Source organism: Oceanicella sp. SM1341, assembly GCF_003448965.1.
Classification (GTDB): Bacteria; Pseudomonadota; Alphaproteobacteria; order Rhodobacterales; family Rhodobacteraceae; genus Paroceanicella.
Map to the genome: position 1 here is coordinate 40,849 of NZ_QRGC01000019.1, position 15,737 is coordinate 56,585.

13 protein-coding genes are annotated in these 15,737 nt (G+C 71.0%); 5 read left to right on the forward strand and 8 right to left on the reverse strand.

The genetic code is table 11. The annotated features are described in order from the left end of the window. Positions 1–299 precede the first annotated feature (299 nt). From carB to rpmE, 4 genes are all read left to right on the forward strand, one after another. A complete protein-coding gene (carB, locus tag D3P35_RS16505) occupies positions 300–3,539 on the forward strand; it encodes a carbamoyl-phosphate synthase large subunit (protein WP_118135848.1) in 3,240 nt (1,079 codons plus the stop codon). A 261-nt stretch (positions 3,540–3,800) separates the two neighbouring features. Beyond that, positions 3,801–4,598: an EAL domain-containing protein gene (locus tag D3P35_RS16510; protein ID WP_118135849.1), complete on the forward strand. Its 798-nt coding sequence runs from the start codon at positions 3,801–3,803 to the stop codon at positions 4,596–4,598. A gap of 280 nt (positions 4,599–4,878) precedes the next feature. Beyond that, positions 4,879–5,478: a thymidine kinase gene (locus tag D3P35_RS16515; RefSeq protein ID WP_118135904.1), complete on the forward strand. Its 600-nt coding sequence runs from the start codon at positions 4,879–4,881 to the stop codon at positions 5,476–5,478. Positions 5,479–5,596: 118 nt separating this feature from the next. After that, on the forward strand, positions 5,597–5,818 hold the full coding sequence (gene rpmE / locus D3P35_RS16520) for a 50S ribosomal protein L31 (RefSeq protein ID WP_118135850.1): 222 nt from the start codon (positions 5,597–5,599) through the stop codon (positions 5,816–5,818). A 250-nt stretch (positions 5,819–6,068) separates the two neighbouring features. Here the strand turns inward: rpmE and D3P35_RS16525 are convergent, their stop codons facing one another. The 5 genes from D3P35_RS16525 to trpS form a co-directional block, all read right to left on the reverse strand. Next, complete coding sequence (locus D3P35_RS16525; protein WP_118135851.1) at positions 6,069–6,476, reverse strand: GNAT family N-acetyltransferase; 408 nt, start codon at positions 6,474–6,476, stop codon at positions 6,069–6,071. Positions 6,477–6,484: 8 nt separating this feature from the next. Continuing rightward, complete coding sequence (gene tsaB, locus D3P35_RS16530; RefSeq protein WP_118135852.1) at positions 6,485–7,141, reverse strand: tRNA (adenosine(37)-N6)-threonylcarbamoyltransferase complex dimerization subunit type 1 TsaB; 657 nt, start codon at positions 7,139–7,141, stop codon at positions 6,485–6,487. After that, positions 7,131–7,694, reverse strand: coding sequence for a NifU family protein (locus D3P35_RS16535; RefSeq protein ID WP_118135853.1), 564 nt, complete (start codon positions 7,692–7,694; stop codon positions 7,131–7,133). The genes tsaB and D3P35_RS16535 overlap by 11 nt, the downstream gene beginning before the upstream one ends. A 102-nt stretch (positions 7,695–7,796) precedes the next feature. Then, entirely contained in the window at positions 7,797–8,303 is a 507-nt protein-coding gene (locus tag D3P35_RS16540) for a GNAT family N-acetyltransferase (RefSeq protein ID WP_118135854.1), read from the reverse strand. A 1-nt stretch (position 8,304) separates the two neighbouring features. Then, positions 8,305–9,330: a tryptophan--tRNA ligase gene (gene trpS, locus D3P35_RS16545; RefSeq protein WP_118135855.1), complete on the reverse strand. Its 1,026-nt coding sequence runs from the start codon at positions 9,328–9,330 to the stop codon at positions 8,305–8,307. 196 nt (positions 9,331–9,526) lie between these two features. Between trpS and D3P35_RS16550 the strand changes: the two genes are divergently transcribed. Next, on the forward strand, positions 9,527–10,165 hold the full coding sequence (locus tag D3P35_RS16550) for a rhomboid family intramembrane serine protease (RefSeq protein WP_157982181.1): 639 nt from the start codon (positions 9,527–9,529) through the stop codon (positions 10,163–10,165). Here D3P35_RS16550 and murJ read toward each other — a convergent pair. From murJ to D3P35_RS16565, 3 genes are read right to left on the reverse strand one after another with little or no spacing between them, the layout of a single operon-like run. After that, positions 10,122–11,675: a murein biosynthesis integral membrane protein MurJ gene (gene murJ, locus D3P35_RS16555; RefSeq protein WP_118135857.1), complete on the reverse strand. Its 1,554-nt coding sequence runs from the start codon at positions 11,673–11,675 to the stop codon at positions 10,122–10,124. The two genes, D3P35_RS16550 and murJ, sit on opposite strands and share 44 nt — an antisense overlap. Beyond that, positions 11,672–14,497, reverse strand: a complete 2,826-nt coding sequence (locus D3P35_RS16560) for a [protein-PII] uridylyltransferase (protein WP_370031613.1) — start codon at positions 14,495–14,497, stop codon at positions 11,672–11,674. The genes murJ and D3P35_RS16560 overlap by 4 nt, the downstream gene beginning before the upstream one ends. Continuing rightward, positions 14,436–15,656: a penicillin-binding protein activator gene (locus D3P35_RS16565; RefSeq protein WP_118135859.1), complete on the reverse strand. Its 1,221-nt coding sequence runs from the start codon at positions 15,654–15,656 to the stop codon at positions 14,436–14,438. The genes D3P35_RS16560 and D3P35_RS16565 overlap by 62 nt, the downstream gene beginning before the upstream one ends. Between the last annotated feature and the right edge of the window lie 81 nt (positions 15,657–15,737).

The following is a 15,737-nucleotide window of genomic DNA, read 5'->3' on the forward strand; positions in this document are numbered from 1 at the left end:
CCCCGAGCGCGCGCGAGCGGCGACGAAGCGCCCGCCCGGGGGGGGGCGGTCGGGCGCTGCCCGGCGGCGCTGCGCGCCTTTGCTCCGGGCGGGTGTGCCGCTCGGGCCGGGCAAACGTGCCGCACGGGCCTGAACGCGTGCGCCGGGCCGGGCGCCTGCCGTCCGCACAGCTCTTGCCCCACATGCGGCCTTGCGCCCGCGCACCTGCCGACTATAACCAGCGCAATTTGCCGACGGGTACGAATCCACATCGCTTCCGCGCCGAAAGGCGCCGGGGGCCCAGCAGCACGAGAGCCGGAATGCCGAAAAGAACCGATATCTCCTCCATCATGATCATCGGCGCCGGGCCCATCGTCATCGGTCAGGCCTGCGAGTTCGACTACTCCGGCGCCCAGGCCTGCAAGGCGCTCAAGGAAGAGGGCTACCGGGTCATCCTCGTGAACTCCAACCCCGCCACCATCATGACCGACCCCGGCATGGCCGACGCCACCTATGTCGAGCCGATCACCCCCGAGGTCGTCGCCAGGATCGTGGAGAAGGAACGCCCCGACGCCATCCTGCCCACCATGGGCGGCCAGACCGGGCTCAACACCGCCCTCGCGCTGGCCGACATGGGCGTGCTGGAGAAATTCGGCGTCGAGCTCATCGGCGCCAAGCGCGAGGCCATCGAGATGGCCGAGGACCGCAAGCTGTTCCGCGAGGCGATGGACCGCATCGGCCTGGAAAACCCCAAGGCCACCATCGCCAACACCATGCAGGAATGCATGGACGCGCTCGAGCATGTCGGCCTGCCCGCCATCATCCGTCCCGCCTACACCCTGGGCGGCACCGGCGGCGGCGTGGCCTACAACCGCGAGGATTACGAGGCGATCTGCCGCTCCGGCCTCGACGCCTCGCCCGTCTCCCAGATCCTCATCGACGAGAGCCTGCTGGGCTGGAAGGAATTCGAGATGGAGGTGGTCCGCGACAAGGCGGACAACTGCATCATCATCTGCTCCATCGAGAACATCGACCCGATGGGCGTGCACACCGGCGACTCGATCACCGTCGCCCCGGCGCTCACGCTCACCGACAAGGAATACCAGATGATGCGCAACGCCTCGATCGCGGTGCTGCGCGAGATCGGGGTGGAGACCGGCGGCTCGAACGTGCAGTTCGCCGTGCAGCCCGAGACCGGGCGCATGGTGGTGATCGAGATGAACCCGCGCGTCTCGCGCTCCTCGGCACTCGCCTCCAAGGCCACGGGCTTCCCCATCGCCAAGGTCGCGGCCAAGCTCGCCGTGGGCTACACGCTCGACGAGCTCGACAACGACATCACCAAGGTGACCCCGGCCTCCTTCGAGCCCACGATCGACTACGTGGTCACCAAGATCCCGCGCTTTGCCTTCGAGAAATTCCCCGGTGCGAAGCCCGAGCTCACCACCGCGATGAAATCGGTGGGCGAGGCGATGGCCATCGGCCGCACCTTCCACGAGAGCGTGCAGAAGGCGCTCTCCTCGCTCGAGACCGGCCTCTCGGGCTTCGACGAGGTGGTGATCCCCGGCGATGACCGCCGCGCCGCGCTGATCTCCGCCCTCACCCGGGCGACGCCCGACCGGATGCGCATCATCGCCCAGGCGATGCGCGAGGGCCTGTCGAACGACGACATCCAGGCCACCACGGCCTTCGACCCCTGGTTCCTCGACCGCATCCGCGAGATCGTCGACGAGGAGGCCCGCATCCGCGCCGAGGGCCTGCCGACCGATGCCGCCGGCATGCGCGCGCTCAAGATGATGGGCTTCTCCGACGCCCGGCTCGCCACCCTCACCGGCATGGAGGAGGAGGCGGTGCGCCGCGCCCGCCATGAGCTCGAGGTGGTCGCGGTCTTCAAGCGCATCGACACCTGTGCCGCCGAGTTCGAGGCCCAGACGCCCTACATGTATTCCACCTACGAAGCCGACGCGATGGGCGAGGTGGAGTGCGAGGCCCGGCCCTCGGAGGCGAAGAAGGTCGTCATCCTCGGCGGCGGGCCGAACCGCATCGGCCAGGGCATCGAGTTTGACTACTGCTGCTGCCACGCCTGCTTCGCCCTCACCGGGCAGGGCTACGAGACCATCATGATCAACTGCAACCCCGAGACCGTGTCGACCGACTACGACACCTCGGACCGGCTCTACTTCGAGCCGCTGACCATCGAGTCGGTGCTGGAGATCCTGCGGGTCGAGCAGTCGAAGGGCACGCTGCACGGCGTGATCGTGCAGTTCGGCGGCCAGACGCCGCTGAAGCTCGCCCGGGCGCTGGAGGCCGAGGGCATCCCGATCCTCGGCACCACGCCGGACGCGATCGACCTCGCCGAGGACCGCGAGCGCTTCCAGCAGCTCCTGAACAAGCTCGGCCTGAAGCAGCCGAAGAACGGCATCGCCCATTCCGCCGAGGAAGCCTTCACCATCGCCCACGAGGTGGGCTACCCGGTGGTGATCCGCCCCTCCTACGTGCTCGGCGGCCGGGCGATGGAGATCGTGCGCGACGATGCCCAGCTCGAGCGTTACATCCGCGAGGCGGTGGTGGTCTCGGGCACCTCGCCGGTGCTGATCGACAGCTATCTCTCCGGCGCCGTCGAGGTCGATGTCGACGCGCTGTGCGACGGCCGGGACGTGCATGTCGCCGGCGTGATGGAGCATATCGAGGAGGCCGGCGTGCACTCGGGCGACAGCGCCTGCTCGCTGCCGCCCTACTCGCTCGACGCCGGCACCATCGCCGAGCTGAAGCGCCAGACCCGCGCCATGGCGCTCGGGCTCGAGGTGGTCGGGCTGATGAACGTGCAGTTCGCCATCAAGGACGGCGTGATCTACGTGCTGGAGGTCAACCCCCGCGCCTCGCGCACCGTGCCCTTCGTGGCCAAGGCCGTGGGCTCGCCCATCGCCTCCATCGCCGCGCGGCTGATGGCGGGCGAGAGCCTCGACGCCTTCGAGCTGAAGGCGCCGGAGACCGACCACGTGGCGGTGAAGGAAGCCGTGCTGCCCTTCGCCCGCTTCCCGGGCGTCGACACGCTGCTCGGCCCCGAGATGCGCTCCACCGGCGAGGTGATGGGCATCGACACCAACTTCTCCCGCGCCTTCCTCAAGAGCCAGATGGGTGCCGGCGTGAAGCTGCCGGGCAAGGGCACCGTCTTCCTCTCGGTGAAGGACACGGACAAGGGCGACATGATCCTCGACGCCGCGCGCACCCTCTCCGACCTCGGCTTCTCCCTGCTCGCCACCGGCGGCACGGCGAAGTTCCTCGCCACCAACGGCATCGGGGCGGAGCGGATCAACAAGGTCTACGAGGGCCGGCCGAACATCGTCGACCGGATGAAGGACGGCGGCGTGGCGCTGGTGCTCAACACCACCGACGGCGCGCAGTCGGTCTCCGACAGCAAGGACATCCGCTCCATCGCGCTCTACGCCCGCATCCCCTACTACACCACCGCCGCCGGCGCCCGCGCCGCCGCCCGCGCCATCCGCAACGAGCGTGAGGGCGGCATCGAGGTGCTCTCGCTGCAGGAATACGCGCAGCGCTGAGGCACGCGCGTCAGGCTCCGGTTAACCCCGCCCCGGCCACACTGGCCGGGGAACAGGCGGGGAGGCCGGGAAATGCTGTTCAGATCGAGGGCGGGGCGCCGGCCCCGACCGGGCTCGCGGGCACGTGCGACCCCCGCTGCCGCAGCGGAGCCGGGAGCAGAAGCGGGGATCGGCGCCGCGGCATGGCCCGGGGGCCGGCCCGAAAACGGAGCTGACCCGCCGGCCGGCGCGCGTGGCCCGCAGCCGGACAGGAACATGGCCATGGCGGAGGATACCGGCGGAAACGACGCCTGCGCACGCTGCGCCGAGCGCGAGGGCACGGCCTTCCCGCTGCCGCTCAACATGGCCTTCCAGCCGATCTTCGACCTTGCCACCGGCCGCATCTTCGCGCAGGAGGCGCTGGTGCGCGGGCCGCGGTTCGAGCCGCCCTCCGAGGTCTTCGCCGAGGTGACGGAGGACAACCGCTACAGCTTCGACCAGCTCTGCCGCACGCGCGCCATCGAATGCGCCGCCGAACTCGGGCTCGAGGGAGGGCTGTCGATCAACTTCCTGCCCAACGCGGTCTACGAGCCGGCGCATTGCATCCGCCGCACCCTCCGCGCGGCCGAGCGGCACGGCCTCCCGCTCGAAAGCCTGATCTTCGAATTCACCGAGACCGAGCAGGTCCGCTCCACCGACCATCTGCAGCGCATCGTGGCCGAGTACCGCCGCCACGGCTTCCGCACCGCGATCGACGATTTCGGCGCCGGGCATTCCGGGCTCGCGCTGCTGGCCGACCTGCAACCCGACATCCTCAAGCTCGACATGCACCTCGTGCGCGGGATCGAGAGCAGCCCCGCCCGCCGCAGCATCGTGGCGGCCACGGTGCGCATCTGCGCCGACCTGGGCATCCTCGCCATCGCCGAGGGCATCGAGACACCCGAGGAACTCGAGGAGATCGCCGATCTCGGCATCCATCTCGTTCAGGGCTACCTCATCGCCCGCCCCACCACCGGCCGGCTGGTGGGCGACACCGAGATCGCCACCGCCATAACCCGGGCAATGCGGTTGATGGGCTGAGGCGCCCGGGCCTGTCCCGCCCGGAGCCGCTGCGCGGCAAGGGGCCCCGGGCCGACACGCCATGCGGCCGGCCCCCCCGCGCTGCACGAAAGCGGCCGGGGCCGCGCGCCATGCCCCGGCACGCGCCGGGTCCCTCCGCGCGCGCGGGCCCGCCCGCGGTCCGCCATGCTCCCGGGCGCGGCCGCAGCACGGCAGCCACGCCGGCCCGCCCCCCGGGCCACGGTGCCGCGGAGCATTTCCGGCGCTTGCGCTTTGCGCCGCGATGGGCAATCAGCAGCGCATGGCAAAGCTCTACTTCCACTACTCCTCCATGAATGCCGGCAAGTCGGCCGTGCTGCTGCAGGCCTCGCACAATTACCGCGAGCGCGGCATGAGCACGCTGCTGCTCACCGCGGCGCTGGACGACAGGGCCGGCACGGGCCGCATCGCCTCGCGCATCGGCATCGCCGCCGAGGCGGAGACCTTCGCCCCCGGCGACGATCTCTTCGCCCGCGCCGCCGCCGCGCCCGGCATCGCCTGCGTGCTGGTGGACGAGGCGCAGTTCCTCACCGAGGCACAGGTCTGGCAGCTCGCCCGGGTGGCGGACGATCTCGGCGTGCCGGTGATGTGCTACGGGCTGCGCACCGATTTCCGCGGCCAGCTCTTCCCCGGCTCCGCGGCATTGCTGGCACTGGCCGATTCGCTGCGCGAGGTGCGCACCATCTGCCATTGCGGCCGCAAGGCCACGATGGTGGTGCGCCGCGATGCTTCCGGCCGCGCCATGGCCGACGGCGCCCAGGTGCAGATCGGCGGCAACGACAGCTACGAGCCCCTGTGCCGGCGCCACTGGCGCGCCGCCATAGCCGAGGGTCGCGGGGCCGCCGCCGGGGGCCCGGGCTGAGCCCTTGCCCCCGCCCCGCGCATCCGCTATAGGGCGGCTTTCCGTTTCCTGCCGGGCGACGGGGCCCGGGCATGATGCCCCACCCCGCTCAGTCAGGCGAGCACAGGACCCAGTGGCCATGAAAAAAGACCTGCACCCCGAGTATCACTTCATCGACGTGAAGATGACCGACGGCACCATCGTGAAGATGCGCTCCACCTGGGGCTCCGAGGGCGACACGCTCACCCTCGACATCGACCCTTCCGCGCACCCGGCCTGGACCGGCGGCAACGCGAAGCTGATGGACACCGGCGGCCGCGTCTCGAAGTTCAAGAACAAGTACGCCGGTCTCGACTTCTGAGCCACGAGCGCCACGCTGCTCTGCGAAGGCCCGCGCCACCCGGCGCGGGCCTTCGTGCATTCCGGGCCCTGCCGAACCCCATGCGTCGGGGAGCACGCTCTGCTCGCACGCAGTGTGGCGGCCCCGCGTCTCCGAGATGGCATACCGTGTGTCCGGCACTGCGGCCGCGAGCGCCGATGCACCGCCCCCCGGCCGCTGCCGGGCTTGCCCTTCGCCGCGCTCCCTGACCGGAGGCGCAGGCCGGCCGGCCTCAGAGCTTGCGGCGCATCACCAGGGCGTCGATTCGGTTGGCTCCGCGGCCGTAATAGCCCTTGCGGCGGCCGGCGAGATACCAGCCGGCGGCGTGGTAGAGGGCGCGGGCCGGGGCATTGGTCTCGGCCACCTCGAGGAAGGCCTCGTCGGCGCCTTCCGCGCGGGCACGCGCCTCGAAGGCGGCGAGGAGCCGGCTGCCGAGGCCCTGCTGGCGCGCCTCCGGCGCGACACAGAGGGTGAGCAGTTCGGCCTCGCCCGCCGCCACGCGGCCCATGGCGAACCCGCCGGGCAGGCTCACCTGCCAGGCGCCGAAGCCGAACAGGCCCATGAACTCCGCCTCGCTCCAGGGGCGGGGGTGCTCGTCGAAGCAGCGGGCGTGCAGGCGGGCCATCTCGTCGGGCGTCATCGCGTGGCTCACGGCAGGATGGCGGGCGGCTTCTCGGAGGGCAGCGCCGCGTCGGCGGGCCGCAGGTAGAGCGGCGCCGGGCGCGGCGCGGGCTGGCCCAGCCGGGCGAGCGCGAGCCGTGCCAGCGCCTCGGGGGCGGGCGCATCGCTCTCCCCCGCCGCCCGGGCGCCGAGGCGCGCCGCGAGCGCCGCGGCGCCTGCCCCGGTGACAGTAAGGCCCTCGGGCCAGGCCTCGGCCGCGAGCGTGTCGGCGTCGGTCATGCGCGGCGCGCTCTCCCCCGCGCCGAAGAGCTGGGCGTAAAGCCGCTCCTGCCGGGCGTCGACGAGGGCGAGGACAGGGCCGGGCAGCCCGAAGGCCAGCGCCTCGAGCCGGCTCACGCCGATGGCGGGGCGGCCGAGGGACAGCGACAGCCCGCGCGCCGTGGCGACCGAGATCCGCACGCCGGTGAAATTCCCCGGGCCGATGCACACGCCGAGGCCCGCGAGATCAGGCCAGCCGGCGCCGCCCTCGGCCAGCACCTCCTCGAGCAGCGGCAGCAGGCGCTCGGCCTGGCCGCGGGCCATCGGCTCGGTGCGCGCCGCCAGCAGGCGCTCGCCGCAAAGCAAAGCGGCCGCGCAATGCGCGGCCGATGTGTCGAAGGCAAGGAGCAGTGGCTCAGGCGGCAACGGGGCGCACCTCGGTCACTTCCGGGATGTAGTGGCGCAGCAGGTTCTCGATGCCCATCTTCAGGGTCATGGTCGAGGAGGGGCAGCCGGCGCAGGCCCCCTGCATGTGCAGGTAGACGACACCGCGCTCGAAGCCGTGGAAGGTGATGTCGCCACCGTCCTGCGCCACGGCGGGCCGCACGCGGGTGTCGAGCAACTCCTTGATCTGGCTTACGATTGCGCCGTCCGGCCCGTCATGCTCGGCATGGCCGGAGGGGGCAGCGCCCTCGCCCTCGATCGCCGGCGCGCCGGACTGGAAATGCTCCATGATCGCGCCGAGGATCGCCGGCTTGATATGGGCCCAGTCCACGAGGTCGGACTTGGTGACGGTGACGAAATCCTGGCCGAGGAACACACCTGCCACGCCTTCGACATCGAAGACGCGCCGGGCGAGCGGCGAGCTGGCCGCCGTGTCCGAGCTGGGGAAATCGGCCGTGCCGGCCTGCATCACGGTCTCGCCGGGCAGGAACTTCAGCGTGGCCGGGTTCGGGGTGGATTCGGTCTGGATGAACATGAGTCGAGCCTCCGGTTTCGGCCGTTAATGTGATCCCTCGGGGGGCGGAAATCAAGAATGATTCCAAACTGAGCGATCCACGCCCCCTGCCCTTCCGCCGCGTCAGGCCATCAGGCCGAAGGGCTCGGGGTAGTGCACGCGGCCATGTTCGCGCCCCGTGAGCACGCCCTCGGGGTCGTAGGCCATGAAGGCGCGGCCGGCCCAGGGGAAAGGCGAGACCAGCGGTTTCGCCGCCTCCCAGGAAAAGCCGAAGCGGGGGTACCATTCCGGCGCGCCGAGCACCAGCACCGGGCCGGGCACGGCGGCAAGGGCCGCGCGCACCAGCGCCGCGCCGATGCCGCGGCCCTGGCACTCCGGCGCCACGGCCACGGGGGCGAGGGCCTGGGCCGGCACGTCCTCGCCGGCGAAATCGAGCCGGAGCGGGCTGAGCAGCACGTGGCCGCAGGGCGTGCCGCCCTCGCCCTCGGCCACCAGCTCGGCGCTCACCGCGCCGGCCCCGCGCAGGGCGGCGACCAGCGCCGCCTCCCCCGGCCGCCCGAAGGCCGCCTCCACGAGGGCCGCGATGGCGGCGGTGTCGGCGGGCTCTGCGGGGCGGATCCGGGGGGTCATGTCAGCGGCTCCTTACCATTCCGACGATCTCGTAGGTCTTCGCGAGGATGGGCTCGGCGATCTCGGAGGCCTGCTCGGCGCCCTTGCCGAGGATCCGGTCGATCTCGGCCACGTCGCCCATCAGCTCGCGCATCTTCGCCGAGATCGGTGAAATGGATGCGACAGTGAGGTCGGCCAGCGCCGGCTTGAACTCGGAGAACGGCTTGCCGCCATGCTCGGCCAGCACCGCCTCGGCACTGAGGCCGGAGAGCGCGGCGTAGATGTTCACCAGGTTGCGCGCCTCGGCGCGGCCCTCGAGCCCGGCCACCTCGGAGGGCAGCGGCTCGGGGTCGGTGCGGGCCTTGCGGATCTTCTGGGAGATGGCGTCGGCATCGTCGGTGAGGTTGATGCGGCTCATGTCCGAGGGGTCGGATTTCGACATCTTCTTGGTGCCGTCGCGCAGCGACATCACCCGCGTGGCCGCGCCCTCGATCACCGGCTCGGGCTGGGGGAAGAAATCCGGCACGCCGTAGTCGTTGTTGAACTTCGCGGCGATGTCACGGGTGAGCTCGACATGCTGCTTCTGGTCCTCGCCCACCGGCACATGGGTGGCGTGGTAGAGCAGGATGTCGGCGGCCATCAGGTTGGGGTAGACGTAGAGCCCGGTGGAGACGCGCTCGCGGTCCTTGCCGGCCTTGTCCTTGAACTGGGTCATGCGGTTGAGCCAGCCGAGGCGGGCGACGCAGTTGAAGATCCAGGCGAGCTGGGCGTGCTCGGGCACCTGGGACTGGTTGAACAGGATCGAGCGCGCGGGGTCGAGCCCGCAGGCGAGGAAGGCGGCGGTGAGCTCACGCGTGGCGCGGCGGAGCTGCTCGGGGTCCTGCCAGACGGTGATCGCGTGGAGATCGACGACGCAGTAGATCGTCTGCCAGTCGTGGTCCTGCATCTCGACGAACCGCTTAACGGCGCCGAGGTAATTGCCGAGGGTGAGGTTTCCGGTGGGCTGGACACCGGAGAAGATGCGCCGCGTGTGGACCGCCTGCGTCATGTGACTTCTCTCCTGAGATCAAATGGAGGGCGGTTATCGCGCGCCGGGGGGCGGCTGGTCAACCATTCGCGCATGGCGCTTGTGCCCGGCCGCGGAGCGACTACCTTGCCACGTCATGAGTATCGACCCCGACAGCCCCCCGCCCCGCCCTGCCCGCCCGCCCCTGAAGCGGCGCCCCGATATCGGACCCGGCTCGGTGCCCGGGCCGGTCTGGGCCATCGTGGGGCTCTGCGCGCTCATCGAGCTGGTGCTCACCGCCGCCGACAACGGGCTGATCGGCAGCCCGCAGTGGCGGATGTATGCCATCGCCTTCGGCGGGTTCCACAGCCAGCTCTTCACCGGCGCCTGGGAGCCGCTGTTCGCCGGCCAGCGCTGGACGATGTTCATCAGCCACGCCTTCCTGCACGGCGACCTGCTGCACATGGCGATGAACATGGTGGTGGTGCTGGCGCTGGGAAAGATGCTCTCGGGCATGATCGGGCCCTGGCGGGTGGTGGCGACCTTCCTCGTCACCGCCATCGGCGGCGGGCTGGTGTTCGGGCTGCTCAATGCCTCGGAAGCCCCGATGGTGGGCGCCTCGGGGGCGGCCTTCGGCTTCATCGGCGTGTGGAAATACGCCGAGTGGGTGGGCCGCCGGCAGGCCGGCGCGCCGATGCAGCCGCTCTGGGGCTCGCTCTTCGCGCTGGTGATCGCCAACGTGGCGATCTGGTTCTACCTCGAGGGGCTGCTGGCCTGGGAGGCCCACCTGGGCGGCTTCGTCACCGGCTGGCTGATGGGCTGGCTGTGGCGCATCACCGCCCCCGGCGCAGGGCGGCGCGCAGCTCCGCCCGCGTGACGGCGCCGGTGAGGGCGCAGGCGGCGGCATAGGCCGCCATGCCCGCCAGCACCAGCCCGGCCAGCGCCGCGTAGCGCAGCGCGCCGTCGTGCAGCGCAGGGCCCAGCGCCTCGGCGAGGCCCAGCAGCACCGCGGCCATCACCACGGCCGAGAGCAGCAGCCGGGGCAGCCGGCGCATCAGCGCGGCATCGGGCGTGGCGGCGTCGCCATAGGCCTTCGCGCCGCGCCAGAGCAGCGCCATGTTCACCCAGCCCGCCGCCGTGGTGGCCACCGCGGCGGAGAGGTAGCCGATGAAGGGCGCGAGGCCGATGGCGATCACCGCGTTCACCACCATCGCCACCAGCGCGTAGCGGAAGGGCGAGCGCGTGTCCTCGCGGGCGAAGAACACCGGCGAGAGCACCTTCTGCATCACGAAGGCCGGCAGGCCCACGCCGTAGATCGCGACCGCCAGCGCCGTGGCGCGGGCGTCCTCGCCGGTGAAGGCGCCGCGCTCGAACAGGACCGACACGATGGAGAGCGGCACCACGATCAGCGCCAGCGCGGCCGGCAGGGTGAGGGCGAGAGAGAACTCGGTGGAGCGGTTCACCGCCTCGCGGGCCTGCACCATGTCGCCGGCCTGCAGGCGGCGGGAGAGCTCGGGCAGCAGCACGATGCCGATCGCCACCCCCACCACGCCGAGGGGAAGCTGGTAGAGCCGGTCGGCGTAGTAGAGCCAGGCGACGGCACCATCGAAGAACGAGGCCACCTGCCGGCCCACCAGCAGGTTCACCTGCACCACGCCGCCCGCCAGCGCCGCGGGCACCGCCACCCGGGCGAGGCGGCGCATCTCCGGCGTGATGCGCGGCAGCCGCGGGCTGAGCGGGAAGCCCGCCCGGCGCACGGACACGAAGAGCAGCCCCATCTGCACCACGCCGGCGATCAGCACCAGCCAGGTGATCCAGGCCTCCGGCGCGCCGCCGGTGGCCGAGGCGAGGCCGAGCCCCACCACCAGGATCACGTTCAGCGCCACCGGGGCCGCGGCGGCCGCCACGAAGCGACCCACCGCGTTGAGCATGCCGGAGAAGAGTGCCGCCAGCGATATCAGCAGGATATAGGGGAACATCACCCGCGCCATCGACACGGTGAGGGCGAATTTCTCCGGCTCGTCGCCGAAGCCGCCGGCCATGGCCAGCACCAGCCAGGGCATGCCGGCCAGCGCCGCGAGGGTGAGCAGGATGAGGAGCGAGGCGAGCAGCGACATCGCCTGCTCGGCAAAGCCGTTCGCGTCCTCCCCCGCCTCCACCCGCCGGGCGAACATTGGCACGAAGGCCATGTTGAACGCGCCCTCGGCGAAGAAGCGGCGGAACATGTTGGGCAGCGCGAAGGCGATCACGAAGGCCTGGGCCGCCGGCCCCGCGCCGAGTGCCGCCGCGATGGCGATGTCGCGCACGAAGCCGAGCAACCGGCTCGCCATCGTCCAGCCCCCTACCGTGAGGAAGGAGCGCAGGAGCCGGATCGGCCTTGCTGTCATTTAGGGGTCCCGTTCCCGTCGATTGCGGCGCGCAGGCGCGCCTCGATGCTGCGGCGCTTGGCCTCCGAGTGGAGCTTCAGCCCGAAGAGGTCCTTCACGTAGAACACGTCCACCGCCTGCTCGCCGTAGGTGGCCACCACCGCGGAGGCGATGGAGATGCCGAGCCCCGAGAGGATGCGGGTGAGGTCGTAGAGCAGCCCCGGCCGGTCACGCGCGCTCACCTCGATGATGGTGTAGATCTCCGAGCCGTCATTGTCGAAGATCACCCGGGTCGGCACGGTGAAGTCCTTCACGCGGCGCTTCACCTTGTCCTTCACCTTGAACTCCTCGCCGGCGATCACCTCGCCCTTGAGGGTGCGCTCCACCGAGCGGCGCAGCCGGTCGAGCCGGGATTTCTCGTAAGGCTTGCCCTGGTTGTCCTGCACCCAGAAGGCGGAAGTGACGTAGCCGTCGGTGGTGGTGAAGCAGCGCGCATCCACCACGTTTGCCCCGGCCAGCGCCAGCGCACCGGCGATGCGCGAGAAGATGCCCGGGTGGTCCTCCATGTAGAAGGCCACCTTGGTGGCGTCGCGCGCCTGGTCGGGGATCACCTGGGAGTAGATCTCGTCGGGCAGGATGTCCTCGTCCATCAGCGCGAAGAGGAGCTGCGTCTCGGTGTCGAAGCCCAGCCAGTAGGAGGGGTAGTGCCGCTCGAGCTCCTCGGCTACGGCCTCGGGCCCGGTATGCTTGGAGTATTCGGCCACGAGGGCGGCCTTCGCCTCCTCCACCCGGTCGCGGCGGCTCAGCGGGTCGGCGTCGCCGGTGATGTAGGCGCGGGTGGCGTCGTAGAGCTGGCGCAGGAGCTGCGCCTTCCAGTTGTTCCAGGTGCCCGGGCCCACCGCCATGATGTCGCACACGGTGAGCACGTAGAGCTTGCGCAGCCGCTCCGGCGTCTGGACGATGCGGGCGAAGTCCTGCACCGTGCGCGGATCGGAGATGTCGCGCCGCTGGGCCACGTCGGAGAGCAGCAGGTGGTGGCGCACCAGCCATTCCACGCTGTCGGTGGTGCTGTCGTCGCAGCCGAGCCGGGGGCAGACCACGCGGGCGATCTCCGCCCCCACTTCCGAATGGTCGCCCGGCCGGCCCTTGCCGATGTCGTGCAGCAGCAGGGCGAGGTAGATCACCTCGCGCTCGATGCCCTGGCGCATGATGTCGGAGGCCAGCGGCAGCTCCACCTTCATCTCGCCGCGCTCGATGCGCGACAGGATCGAGACCGCCTGTATCGTGTGCTCGTCCACCGTGTAGTGGTGGTACATGTTGAACTGCATCAACGCCACGATATGGCCGAACTCTGGCATGAAGGCGCCCAGCGCCCCGGTCTCGTTCAGCCGGCGCAGCGCGCGCTCGGGGTTGTTGGTGTTGAGCAGCAAATCGAGGAAGATGGCGTTCGCCTCGGGCGTCTCGCGCAGGCTCTCGATGCCGTCGAGGTTTGCCGCCACGGTGCGGAAGGCGGCGGGGTGGATGAGCATGCCCACGTTGAGCGACACCTGGAAGATGCGCAGCATCAGGATGGGCTCGGCGGCCACGTCGGCGGCCTCGGCGAAATCCACCCGCCCGTCGCGTTCCTGGAACTCCTCGGGCAGCACGTTGCGCCCGAAGCCGAACGCCCGGCGCAGGCGGGGCCCGAGCGGCGGGCGGCTCTTCACGTGCTGGGCCTCGAGCATGGCGCAGAAGATGCGGGTGAGCTCGCCCACCGCCCGCGCATGGGTGAAGTAGACCTGCATGAAGTTCTCGACCGCGCGGCGGCCCAGCGTGTCGGTGAAGCCCAGCCGGGCGGCGATCTCCACCTGCATGTCGAAGGTGAGCTGCTCCACCGCGCGGCCCGAGATCAGGTGCAGGTGGCAGCGCACGGTCCACAGGAAGCTCTCGGCCTCGTTGAAGGTGGCGACCTCCTCCTCGGAGAAGACGCCCTTCTCCACCAGTTCCTCCGGCGTGTCGGCGTGGTAGAGGTATTTCGCGATCCAGTAGAGGGTCTGCAGGTCGCGCAGGCCGCCCTTGCCCTCCTTCACGTTCGGCTCCACCAGGTAGCGCGAGCCGCCCTGGCGGCGGTGGCGCTCGGCCCGCTCGTCGAGCTTGGCCTCGACGAATTCCGGCCCGGTGCGGCTGAAGAGCTCCTTCCACAGCCGGGTGTCCAGCGTGTCGGCCAGCGCGCGCTCGCCCATCAGGAAGCGCTGTTCCAGCAGCGCGGTGCGGATGGTGAAATCCTCGCGCCCGAGGCGCAGGCAATCCTCCACCGTGCGCACCGAATGGCCGATCTTCAGCTTCAGGTCCCACAGGATGTAGAGCACGCTCTCGATCACGCTCTCGCCCCAGGGGGTCTGCTTGTAGGGGGTGAGGAACAGCAGGTCGACGTCGGAGGAAGGTGCCATCTCGGCGCGGCCGTAGCCGCCCACCGCCAGCACCGCCATGCGCTCGCAGGCGGTGGGGTTGGGCAGCGGGTGGAGGCGCTCCTGCACCGTGGTGATGGCGAGGCAGACGATACGGTCCGCCACCCAGGCGTAGGAGCTGGCGGCCAGCGGCCCGGCGAAGGGCCGGGCCTCGAGCGCCGCGGCGATGGACGCATGCGCCCCGTCCTTGGCCGCGCGCAGCAGGGCCACGCAGGCCCCCCGCGCCTCGGCCGGGTTCTCGCAGCCCACGGCGGCGTCGAGCGCCGCCGCGAGCGCGGGCATGTCGATGATCTCGCCCGGGGGCAGGATCAGCGACAGCCCGTCGGCCGCGTGCTCAGCTTCCGTAGGCGCCGAAACCGCGCGGCGCCGGGTCGATAACGCGGAACCCATTGTCATCCACCTCCATCACCGCAAGAGCGCGGTCGATCATGCCGTCGCTCCTGAGGCGGAACACCCCGGTCACTCCGATGAACCCGTTCGGATCGGTGATCCGCTCGGCCGAGAAGGCATCCGGGTCCTGCGCCGCGCGGGCATCGCGGATCAGCGCGCCCACGGCGGCGATCCCGTCATAGGCGAGGCTGGTCACCGGGCTCGGCGGCGCACCGTAGAGTGACTGATAACGTGTTGCGAAGGTGTTGAACAGGTCCGGATCCGGGGCCACGAACCAGCCACCCTTCAGCGAGGCCTCCCGCGCGGTGGAGGCGGAGTTCCACTGGCCGAGGCCGGTGAACTTGGTCTCCTGCGGGTTCACGCCGTAGAAGGCGAGGAAGGCGGCGAGCGAGGCGAGGCCCTGGCCGCCGTCGGGCAGCACCAGCGCCTCGGCCGTGACACCGTTGGCGAAGACCTGGGCCTGGTCCTGGATGCCGCGGAAGCTGCGCGGGTAGCTCGAGGACTGCACGAGCTGCAGGTTGTGCCGGCCGGCGGCGGCGCGCACGGCCGAGGCCGCGGCCTGGCCGGTGGGCGTGTCGGGGCTGAACACCGAGACCGTGCGCCGCCCGGTGCTGCTCACGTAGGAGAGCATGCGGTCGGCCTCGGTCTCGGCGGTCTGCCCGAGGAGAAACACGTTGCCGCCCGCCGCGGCGGGGTTGGTGGAGAAGGTGAGCACCTTCAGGCCCGCCCGCTGCGCGACCGGTCCCACCGCCTGGGCGGAGGCGCCGAAGAGCGGCCCGACGATGATCTTCGCGCCCTCGGAGACCGCGCGCTCGGCCGCGGCACGGGCCCGGGCGGCGTCACCGCCGGTCTCGTAGATGCGCAGGTCGATCGGCGTGCCGGAAAGGTCGGCCTTCGCCATCTGCGCGGCGTTCACGAGCCCCTCGCCGATGGCGTTGCGCTCGGCGTCGGAGGAGCCGGTGGGCACCATCAGCGCCACGGTCACCGGGCCGGACATCGGGATGGCGGCCGCGCCGGCGCTCGCCGCCGGACCGGTGCCGCCGCCCGCGCCCACGGTGCTGCGCGTGGCCGGACGCTGCGAGCCGCAGGCCGCCACGCCGGCGACGAGCAGCGCGCAGACCGCGGGTTTCACGAAACGGGCGACCTGGCCCCTGAGGTTCGTCATGTTTTCTCTCTTCTGCTCTGTCCGCGCGCAAGGGTTTGTGTGAAAAGCGGGAGACAAACTAGGGCGATGCCCGGGACAAGA